13 protein-coding genes are annotated in these 9905 nt (G+C 63.6%); 9 read left to right on the plus strand and 4 right to left on the minus strand.

Annotation, left to right across the window (positions count from 1 at the left end; all coding sequences use genetic code 11):
- Positions 1-232: 232 nt before the first annotated feature.
- Entirely contained in the window at positions 233-823 is a 591-nt protein-coding gene (locus ACIBG0_RS00250; RefSeq protein WP_397030119.1) for a class I SAM-dependent methyltransferase, read from the minus strand.
- Between the two features lie 519 nt (positions 824-1342).
- Here ACIBG0_RS00250 and egtD point away from each other — a divergent pair.
- Together egtD and ACIBG0_RS00260 are read left to right on the plus strand one after the other, a co-directional pair.
- Positions 1343-2320, plus strand: a complete 978-nt coding sequence (gene egtD, locus ACIBG0_RS00255) for an L-histidine N(alpha)-methyltransferase (RefSeq protein ID WP_397027829.1) — start codon at positions 1343-1345, stop codon at positions 2318-2320.
- A complete protein-coding gene (locus ACIBG0_RS00260) occupies positions 2317-3723 on the plus strand; it encodes a DHA2 family efflux MFS transporter permease subunit (RefSeq protein WP_397027831.1) in 1407 nt (468 codons plus the stop codon). Before egtD ends, ACIBG0_RS00260 begins: the two co-directional genes overlap by 4 nt.
- 17 nt (positions 3724-3740) lie before the next feature.
- On the opposite strand, the gene ACIBG0_RS00265 is transcribed toward ACIBG0_RS00260, so the two are convergent.
- Positions 3741-4469, minus strand: a complete 729-nt coding sequence (locus tag ACIBG0_RS00265; protein ID WP_397027833.1) for a response regulator transcription factor — start codon at positions 4467-4469, stop codon at positions 3741-3743.
- 740 nt (positions 4470-5209) lie between these two features.
- On the opposite strand from ACIBG0_RS00265, the gene ACIBG0_RS00270 reads away from it, so the two are divergent.
- From ACIBG0_RS00270 to ACIBG0_RS00300, 7 genes are all read left to right on the plus strand, one after another.
- Positions 5210-5380 (plus strand): hypothetical protein, encoded by a 171-nt coding sequence (locus ACIBG0_RS00270; protein WP_329411869.1) that lies wholly within the window; start codon positions 5210-5212, stop codon positions 5378-5380.
- Between the two features lie 92 nt (positions 5381-5472).
- A complete protein-coding gene (locus ACIBG0_RS00275) occupies positions 5473-5727 on the plus strand; it encodes a tail fiber domain-containing protein (protein ID WP_397027836.1) in 255 nt (84 codons plus the stop codon).
- Between the two features lie 47 nt (positions 5728-5774).
- Complete coding sequence (locus tag ACIBG0_RS00280; protein WP_397027838.1) at positions 5775-6227, plus strand: cupin domain-containing protein; 453 nt, start codon at positions 5775-5777, stop codon at positions 6225-6227.
- A gap of 76 nt (positions 6228-6303) precedes the next feature.
- On the plus strand, positions 6304-7479 hold the full coding sequence (locus tag ACIBG0_RS00285) for a PLP-dependent aminotransferase family protein (RefSeq protein ID WP_397027839.1): 1176 nt from the start codon (positions 6304-6306) through the stop codon (positions 7477-7479).
- The gene (locus ACIBG0_RS00290; RefSeq protein WP_397027840.1) at positions 7476-7862 is read left to right on the plus strand and encodes a hypothetical protein; all 387 of its coding nucleotides are present in this window, start codon (positions 7476-7478) and stop codon (positions 7860-7862) included. The genes ACIBG0_RS00285 and ACIBG0_RS00290 overlap by 4 nt, the downstream gene beginning before the upstream one ends.
- Positions 7863-7892: 30 nt before the next feature.
- The gene (locus ACIBG0_RS00295; RefSeq protein ID WP_397027842.1) at positions 7893-8138 is read left to right on the plus strand and encodes a hypothetical protein; all 246 of its coding nucleotides are present in this window, start codon (positions 7893-7895) and stop codon (positions 8136-8138) included.
- On the plus strand, positions 8135-8509 hold the full coding sequence (locus ACIBG0_RS00300; RefSeq protein ID WP_397027844.1) for a PIN domain-containing protein: 375 nt from the start codon (positions 8135-8137) through the stop codon (positions 8507-8509). The genes ACIBG0_RS00295 and ACIBG0_RS00300 overlap by 4 nt, the downstream gene beginning before the upstream one ends.
- 116 nt (positions 8510-8625) lie before the next feature.
- On the opposite strand, the gene ACIBG0_RS00305 is transcribed toward ACIBG0_RS00300, so the two are convergent.
- Both ACIBG0_RS00305 and ACIBG0_RS00310 read right to left on the minus strand, forming a co-directional pair.
- Complete coding sequence (locus ACIBG0_RS00305) at positions 8626-9279, minus strand: Uma2 family endonuclease (RefSeq protein ID WP_397027846.1); 654 nt, start codon at positions 9277-9279, stop codon at positions 8626-8628.
- An 83-nt stretch (positions 9280-9362) separates the two neighbouring features.
- Positions 9363-9836: a hypothetical protein gene (locus ACIBG0_RS00310; protein WP_397027847.1), complete on the minus strand. Its 474-nt coding sequence runs from the start codon at positions 9834-9836 to the stop codon at positions 9363-9365.
- Positions 9837-9905 lie beyond the last annotated feature (69 nt).

A 9905-nucleotide genomic window follows, 5' to 3' on the forward strand; every position in this document is an offset into this window, starting at 1 on the left:
GGTGCGGATGTCGACGTGATCGGCGAATCGCTCGACCTGCCTTCCACCAGGAGCAGATCAGTGCGCTCATCGAGATCATGGTGGCCGCGATCGACTCCATGTGCGCCGAGTGGGCCGAACATGCCCGCGCCGGACGCACAATCGACCTCGGCGCGCAGCGGAGCAACTTGGCATTCCGCGGCGGAACTTCATTGCCGCCACTCGGTCGAGATCACGACCTCGGACTGTGGAACTAGGTCCGTTCGACTGTCGCGAGCCAAGCAGGTGCGCCGTCGTCGTGGTACCTGGTGTCGAGCCGATCCGGTTCGATCGTGACCACCTTCCACCCATTGCTCGAATCGAGCGCCGATGTCAGCTCCTCCCGGCTGATGGGGTGGGGGCCGGTATCTGGGCCGTCATCACTGAAGCACAACACATACAGCCTGCCGCGGTGCTCGGTCACCGTCGCCAGACTCTCCAGATACGCTCGCCGCTCCTCCCCGTCGAAGGTGTGGAACAGTCCGCAGTCCAGCACGGTGTCGAACTTGCGCCCCAAACAGTCCAAACGCAGCGCATCGGCCGCGACGAATTCCACGTCTATCCCACGCGCGAGAGCCTTCGACCGCGCCATCGCCAACGCCGTCTCCGCCACATCGACGCCGAGCACCGAAAACCCCCGCGCCGCAATGTACAGCGCGTTCTCTCCGCTGCCACACCCCGCATCGAGGACCGCTCCGGCGAACCCGCCCTGAGCAGCCAGTCGCACTATCGCCTGCTGCGGGCCGCCCACATCCCAGGGCGCAGGCCCATCCTGGTACGACGCGTCCCAGGGCAGGCCCGTCATCCGTTCGTGACTCGTCGGCTGCCGCCGCCCGAACGAATCCCCTGACACCTCCATACCCAGATCCTCCCACTCCATCGTCGTGCCCAAAAGCCCCACCGCTCGCACCACAGCACCGCTGGTCAAGCGGCTACCGTACGTTCTGGGCGGTATCGGCCCGAGAAGGCCGGCAACGCCAATGGGTGGTGATCATCCGTCCATTTGCGCCGGGAATGCATGTCGCGGCGGCCCCGTGTCGCGACCGTCGGCAGCGAACCGATGCGCGGCGCGCAATACCGTGCTGCGCGTTCTGGACTGAGGCCCGGGCGTGCACCAGAGGATGGCCGTGGACCTCGCCGGACTCGGCGTTGATCGCAGCGTGTGGGGTGCGGGCAACCAATACTTAAGCCGATGTAAATGTGCGAATCGCCGGTTGGCGGGAGCCTGGTGGCTGCGTCAACAATTCCATTGTCGGAGAAGTGGACCGCGAGGTTTGTACTCCACACGTGATCCTGGCGATTCAGCATCGATCGGAGTAAGCCAGTGCGGCCTCACGTCAGTGTCGATATCCAACTCACCGAGGACGATCTCGCGGCCGCGTTGCGTGCCGATGTTCTCCGGGGGCTGACCGGGAGTCGGAAGTGGCTGCCGTCCAAATGGTTCTACGACGCGCAGGGCAGCAAGCTGTTCGAAGCTATTACCGAGCTGCCCGAGTACTACCCCACCCGCACCGAGCGAACACTGCTTCGCGACTCGGCCGATGCGATCGCATCGGCGGCGGCCGAGGCCGGGGAATTGATCGAACTCGGCTCGGGTTCATCGGAGAAGACACGTCTGCTGTTGACCGCATTGCGCGCACATGGAGCACTGAAATCCTATCTACCGCAGGATGTTTCCGAATCCGCACTGCGCGCCGCCGTGACCTGGATCCATGAGGAGTATCCAGAGCTCGCGGTGCACGGGGTGGTCAGCGACTTCACCAGCATGCTGCACACACTGCCGCGTGGTGATCGACGGCTCATCGCACTACTCGGGGGCACACTGGGCAATCTGGTCCCCGAGGAACGCGCGGATTTCTACCGTTGCGTCCACGAGGTCACCGAGCCGGGCGAACAGCTCCTGCTCGGAGTCGGATTGGTGATCGATCCCGCCCTCATGGTTCCCGCGTACGACGATGCCGAGGGTGTGACGGCCGAGTTCAACCGCAACATCCTGCAGGTGGTGAACCAGCGGCTCGGCGCGGATTTCGAGCCGGACCGTTTCGCGCATATAGCGGTATGGGATCCCGACAACGAGTGGATCGAAATGCGGCTGGAGGCCATGGCTGACATGTCGGTCACGGTCGCCGAGCTGGATCTCGTCGTCGACTTCGCGGCGGGAGAGCAGATGCGCACCGAAATCTCGGCGAAGTTCCGGCTGACCGAATTTCGGCGGGAGCTGGAAACTTCCGGCTTCCAGGTGCAGCAATCGTGGACCGATCCGGACGATCGGTTCGCGCTGGTTCTCGCCAACAGAGGATGAGCGACCTCGTCGCACCGAATCGGGTCGCGCCCGCACCACCGCGGCTGCGTTCGGTCACCGGAGGCTGGGTTGTCACGGCGGCGGTACTCGGTTCGGCGGTGGTGGTGCTCGATGCGGCGGTCGTCAATATCGCTGTGCCGCGGATCGGTTCGAGTCTCGGCGACGATGTTGCCGATCTACAGTGGGTGGTCGGTGGCTACACCCTGGCATTGGCATCGCTGATACTGGTCGGCGGGGCACTGGGGGATCGGATGGGGCAACGGACGGTATTCATCTGGGGCAGTGTCGGTTTCGCGTTGGCATCGCTGTTGTGCAGTGTCGCGACCTCGATGGAAATGCTCGTCGCGGCGCGGGTGGTGCAGGGTATCGCGGGCGCGTTCATCACGCCCGGCAGCCTGGCATTGATTTCGTCCTCGATCGATCGTCGCGACCACGGTGCCGCGATCGGCTTGTGGGCGGGGCTCATCGGCGTCATCGAGGCGGTTGGACCGATCGTGGGCGGCTGGCTCACCGAATTGGCCGGGTGGCGCTCGGTTTTTCTCATCAACGTGCCCTTCGCCGTAGCCGTAGCCGTCGTATCGGTGCGCTATCTTCCGGAATCGAGAGATGCCGATGCGCGGCCGCTCGACCTTCCGGGTGCGGCGACCGCCGTGGCCGGACTGGGTGCGCTGACCTACGGGTTCATCGGTGCCCGTGGGTGGATGTCGCTGCTCGGCCTGGCACTGCTCGCGATATTCGCGTGGATACAGCTGCGCGGTGATCATCCACTGCTGCCGCCCGCACTGTTCTCCTCGCGGGTATTCACCGTGGCCAATCTGGTGACCGCTGCTGTATACGCGGGTCTCGGTGGTGTCTATTTCCTGCTGCCGCTGGAATTGCAGGTAGTGGCAGGGTATTCGCCGCTGGCGGCGGGCACGGCGACGGTGCCGATTACCGGGATCATGCTGGTGTCGTCCGCATCGGCCGGTCGGTGGGCACAGCGGCACGGTGCACGCATTCCGATGATCCTCGGACCTGCGCTCGCCGGGTGCGGTGCGGTTCTGCTGAGCGGGATCGACTCGCGCGCGAGTTATTTCAGTGCGGTATTCCCGGGGACCGTCGTGCTGGGTATCGGGTTGGCTGTCTTCGTGGCTCCGCTGACGGGTGCGGTGTTCGCCGCCGTGTCCGCAACGGATTCCGGGATCGCCTCCGGAGTGAACAATGCGGTCGCCCGCACCGCGCAGTTGCTCGCGGTTGCCGCGCTGCCGGGACTGGCCGGCATTTCCGGCGCGAAGATCGCCGATACCGCGGCATTCGGCAGCGGCTTCCGAATTGCGCTGTTGATCTGCGGCGCACTGCTTCTCACCGGTGCGGTACTCGCGGCCACCTCGATGCCGCGACGGTCGGAATCGCCGGTGTCGTGATCACCGATCGCCACCAGTCAGGCGGTGCGACCTGCAAGGGCGCTCAGTGCCATCGACTCGTCTGCCGAATTAACCACGGCCGCAACCGGATTCCATCGGTAACCATAGCTATGGATGGTCGTGATCAACCCCGGACGGTTCAACTTGGTGCGCAGTGCATTGACATGCACGTACAGCGAATGCGACACCGCGACGAACGCGTCGCCCCAAATCCGGTCCAGCAGCTGCTGACGGCTGACCGCAGCACCGGGCTGCTCGAGCAGCGCCCGCAATACCGCGAACTCTACCCGCGTCAGCTGCACCTCTTGCCCGGCGACTTCGACAGTCTCGGCCTCCAGATCCACCCGAACATCGCCCGCTACGACCACTTTTGTCGGTTCGGGGTTCGCGGCGACGGGAAGGCGTCGCGTAATCGCGTACAGCCGAGCGGCCAACTCGGCCACGCGAGGTGGCTTCACGAGGTAATCGTCGGCGCCGCTGCGCAATGCGCGCACCACCGAACGCTCGTCGGTATCCGCGGTGAGCACCACCACCGGCACCGAGCTGACCTCGCGCAGCTTGCGCAGTGCCGCGAGCCCGGACATATCCGGCAGGTCGAGGTCGAGGATGACCGCGTGATAGCGGTGATGGGTAACCAACAGGTCCGAACCCCGACGTTTGCGATCGACGTGATGCCCACGCAGGCGCAGCTTGTGCACCAGTGCGTCGCCCGCGTTGTCGTTGCCGTCGACCACGATCACTCGCATACCCGATCCCTCTGCGTTCGAATGCTCTGTGCCCGGCCGAATTCGAATGGTCGGGCGGTCGCATTTCGGACATTAGGCCAGTCGGGGTGTCGGATCATCCGCCATGTCGGGCGGGAATATCCGTATCCGTGGGCGATGTATCGCCCAGCGGTACATCATCCGGCCGTCGCGCCGGTTGGCGAGCTCGAATCGAGGAGGGATCACGGGCGATGCGGCGAACGTATAGTGCGGATATTTCTGTCCGGTGCGGCGGATGTTCCCGGTGGAGAGGTGCCATAGCGTTCGATTGCCGAGAACTCTCGGTCGGATACAGCGCGATCGAAGCTCGCCGAATAGAGGAATCATCCATTGGCGTCCTATGGCTTCAGCCTCCACCGGCAGACGCAACATCTAGCGGTGCGAATCTGTCAACTTCTATCGTGCCGATATCCAACGGTACATCAACTGTTGATTCGAAGTCCAGTTGTATGAGTCTCCATGAGTGGGAATAGTTTGCAGCTCCGTCGGTCGCGCGTAGGTGAAAATTCACTTCGCTCCGCCGATTTGGCGAAGAAGGCGTTTCCGTCAATGCAGACGCTGTTTCGCGAGCGGTACCTCGACGTGTCCGGTGGCCAATTCGACAACGAGCACCTGGTTCTGCTCCGGTTCGCGTTCCGGCGAGTGCCCGAATAGACGCGAGCGAGCACAGATACGTGGATCCGCAGCCGAAGGCTGGGACCTCGAGAGAAAGGAAACATCGGATGAAGAAGATCAGTGCGATGACCACGCACGCGGCTGTGCTGGCACGAATCGCCATTGTGGCTGCCGCCAGCACCGGCCTGGCCACGGTCGCGGCAGGCGTCGCCAGCGCGACCATCGAAAGCGATCGAGCGATAAAGCGTGACCGCGTCGCGGTGGTGTGGGATCGCTGAACGTGTTCGGTCTACCTTGGGGTCGGCGCCATCGGGCGCCGGCCCCACAGATCCCGTCCGGACCAGCGGATGAACCGGGACATGAGCGAGCCGTGAATGGCTACGAAGTCCTCGCCGAAGTCGTGCGGTTGCCGATCAGCACTTGGCGCTACGAATGGGAATCACCGGATGTTCGACACCTGGGTCCGATGGCACAGGACTTTCGTGCTGCCTTCGGTTTGGGGGACAGCGATAAGAAGATCTACAACGTCGATGCCAGCGGTGTCGCGCTGGTTTGTATTCAGGCTCTGCACAACGAGATCGCCGAACTCCGCGCGGAGCTCGACCAGCTGCGTGCGAAGCCGTGAAATCGAGTATTCACCCTGTCCAATACAATGATGTCCGGGATTGCTGAATGGGAAATATTGCCAAGGCCGTGCGAGTAGTTGCCGCAGCCGACGTCGCGGAAGTGGTCGGGCCGCAGGAGCAGCATCTGCTGCCCTGCATAACCAGGGATACCTGTGGTGCCGAAGGGATTTCGGCGGCGATGGTGAATATGGCGCCGGGAAAGGTGGCGCGGGCGCATCTGCACGAGCGCAGTGAAACCATCGTGTTCTGTGTGACGGGACGGGCGGTGACGCTGATCGGACCCGAATTGGAACCCTATGTGCACGGACCGGGCGAATTTCTGTACATACCCCAAGGGGTAGTGCATGTGGCGGTGAATCTCAGCGACACCGACGGTTTGGTGGCGGTGGATGTGCGTACCGATCCGCTGTTCAGCGATGACCTCGTGCTGACGCCGGAATTCGACGCCGCGGCAGTCGAGATCGCCGCGCGACTGCGGCAGGAGCTGGCTCGGGTATGAGTGAGCGCAGCGAGCGAACAATCAACACAGCCACGAGCGTGCTCGGGCCGGAGCCGAGCGCCAGCGAGGTGGAGGCGTGAGCACGGGTGTCGCGTTCGGCCGGGACTCGGCCATGCGCAGCGGGCCGATCGACGACGCGTTCGCGACATTGGCGCGCCGACCGGATGTGATCTCGTTCGCGGTCGGTGCACCGGATCCGGCGCTGCTGCCGGGTGAGTTGGTGTCGTCCTTGGCTGCGGCCGCGATCGCGAAGTACGGGAATACCGCGTTGCAGTACGGACTCACCCAGGGTTTCCCGCCGCTGCTGGAGCAGGCACGAATACTGTTGTCCGGCAGAGGAATCGGATGTTCGCCTGAGCGAGTGCATATCGCGACAGGCGGATCCGGGGCATTGCACAATATCTGCATGGCGCTGTTGTATTCCGGCGCGGTGGTGCTCGTGGAGACCCCGACCTACGGTCCTGCCGTGAAGGTGTTCCGCAGCCACGGCGCGCGGGTGGTCGAGGTGGCCTCCGATGCGGACGGCATTCTGCCGGAAGCATTGGATAGCGCACTGACACAATATGATCCGGCGTTCGTATATCTCTTGCCGACTTTCCAGAACCCGACCGGACGGACCATGTCCACGGCACGGCGTGCTCAGGTCGCCGAGGTGATCACCCGGCACGACGCCTTGGTCGTGGAAGACGATGTGTACACCGACCTGCGGTATCGCGGTGAGTCATTGCCGCCGCTGTGGTCCTTCGCGCCGGACCGCACCGCCTACATCACCTCACTGTCGAAAACTCTTGCCCCGGCATTGCGGATCGGCATTACGGTGCTGCCGGATGACCTGCTCGAGCCCGTACTGGCCCTCAAACAGGGCATCGATATGCAGACCTCCGCCTTCAACCAGGCGATCGCCGCCGAATTCCTCGGCACGCCAGTGGGATCCGAGCATCTGCGTCTGCTCGTGAAATCTTATGCGGCGAAATTGAATACAGTAGTGACCGCATTGGGAAAGTACTTCCCGCCCGGATTCCGTTGGACCGAACCAGATGGCGGAATGTTCGTATGGGTCGAGGGCCCAGCGGATTTCGACGCCGACATGTTGGTTGCCCCAGCGCTGAACAGGGGAGTCGCCTTCCTGCCGGGATCCGCGTTCTTCGCGGCCCCCGACGCACCCCGCAACGCGATCCGGCTGAGCTTCGCCACCGTGCCCGAGCATCGGATCGAACCGGGCATCGAACTGCTCGCCGGACTGTGCGGATGAGCATCGTCGGGGTCTGGGAAGTGGTGGCCGACGGTGCGCCGTTCGGCTACCACGTCATGACCTTCCACGCGGATGGCACCATGCTGCAATCGAATCCGGACCACGGCAACCGTGCTACCAGCGACAGCAACGGCATGGGCACCTGGCAGGCCGACGGCGCAACAGTTTCGGGCGCTTTCCTCGAATTCACCGTCGACCGTGTGAATCCCGAGTTGGTGCAGAAGGGAATCGTGCGATTCGAGCTGACTGTGCACGGTGACGAGTTCACCGGATCGGCGAGTGCGACCTTCTACGATCTATCCGGCATCCCACGCCGCGGCCCACTCACCGCCGGCCTCACTGGACAGCGATTCGACCATTCGCTGGTATCAGTAACGGTATGAACATCCTCATACGCGAGGTATGATTGGAGTATGAAGCGGATTACTATCAGCATTCCCGACGATGTGGCTGCCAAGGCCGAGGCCGCTGTCTCGCACGGCGAAGCGTCCTCGGTCTCGGCGTGGTTTTCCGACATCGCCCGCCGCGAACCCGACTGGGCCACGGCACGTGAGATCGCCGACGAACTTGCACGCGAGGCTGGTGTGACGGACGAAGATCTTGCCTGGGCCGATCGGGTGCTCGGACTCGACGACGCCGAAATCAGCGGTGCTGCATGATCATTCTCGATGCTGGCGCGCTGATCGGCATGGAGAAGGGCAATGCCCGCGCGACTGCGCTGATCAAGCGCGCCATGGATAACAGGATGCCGGTGCATGTGCCAGCCACGGTGCTCGCACAGGTATGGCGTAACAGTCCACGTCAGCACCCGATTGGACGGCTGCTCGGCGCGGCGGGCGTGGAGGCCATCGACCTCGACCGTCGTCAAGCCCAAGCTGTCGGCGCGCTCCTCGCCGGCTCCGGCACCGTCGATGTCGTGGACGCGCACGTAATCGTGTGCGCGCGGTTGACCCGAGCCCGCGCCGTCATCACCTCCGACCCCGACGATCTGCGCGCCATCGACCCGAACATCCGGCTCGAAGTCGTGTGACAGCGGAGGCCGCATTTTGAACAGCTTCGGAGTGCGGCCGCTTGTCGTTGAACCTCGGTGGACGCCGGTTCGGCTCCCCGGTGTCGTGAGCTCGGACCGAAAGGTTGTCGCTGCGGTCAGTATTCGAGTTCGGTCCAGGGGATGGCGATCGGGAACGGGAAGTCGATGGCGATGCCGTCCGGATTCTCGTGCGTCCATTCGCCGGCGAGGATGTAGTTGGCTTGGCGCAGCGGACGGACACCATCCGGCAGTTGGACGTGCCCGATATCGAGGCCGTAGGCGCGAACCGTTGCGATGGAGCTGGATTCACGATCCAAGGTCACTTCCCAGTACCACGGAATCCCGGCTCCCGCGTAGCGGCCCTTCTTGGCTTCGATATCGGTCTGGGTATTGGAGGGGGACAGGACCTCGCCGACCAGGACGACGTCAGCGCTTCGAAGGTCCTGGTAAGAGGACTCGAGGCACCGGTGGACGAGAAAGTCGGGTGTCAGGAAATCGGACTTGCCGTTGCGCCCGAGGAAGACGTTTGTCTCGGTGGTCACCCGCCAACAGTGCTCAGGATGCTCCGACATGGTCTTTCGTGCGCAACGCTCGATGGTGCTCCAGAGACGATTCGAGAACGTCTGATGCTCAGCAGGACCGCGGCGCACCCACACCACGCGGCCGTTCCACAGCTCGATCTGCTCGGCGATCTGCTCGGGGAGCCGCTCCAGTTCCTCCCAGGTCATGTACTCGGGAAGGTCCGGACGCTCGGTGCGTGGCAAGGACATGCTGCAATGATAGTGATCTGGCGACAGCACTCCGAACAGCTTGGGATCGGTAGGCGGCTCAGGGACAGTCGGATACGGCAGTTCTAGGGTTGTGTTGTATCCGCCTCACGGCGAAGCAGGCGCAGGGTCTCTTGCAGCGCTTCGTCGGCGTCCGCGCGGTAGATGAGGCGCTCGGCAACGGCCTCACTCATTTGCCGTCCGCGCAGGCCGGCGGGCAGGTCGCTATGGAGTGCGCTGAGTTCGTCGTGCAAAAGGCGGATCTCGCGCGCGGCCGTTTGCGGTGCCCAGTTCACGGGAAAGCGACGCGCGATCTCGTCGAGTATGTCGGCAGCCTGACCGAAATAATGGAGTCCGGAGGTGTAGCGGCTGGTTTGATTCGTGACGTACATTCCCGCGATGATGAGGCTCCACAGATAGGGGTCGGCTGCGGCGGCGAACGCTTTATCATCCCGTTTGCGGACCAGAATTGCGTCACGGTATTTCGCGGCTCGGTTGCGCAGGGTACCAAAGACATCTACAAGTGCGGGCGCGAATCTACCCTGCGAGTGCACCTGCAAGCTGATGTCTGCTGCCGGCTGTACAGACGCACCGAAAGAACAGGGCGGCGGCCCTCGGACGGGATCGGG

The organism is Nocardia sp. NPDC050630 (assembly GCF_044457245.1).
Classification (GTDB): domain Bacteria; phylum Actinomycetota; class Actinomycetes; order Mycobacteriales; family Mycobacteriaceae; genus Nocardia.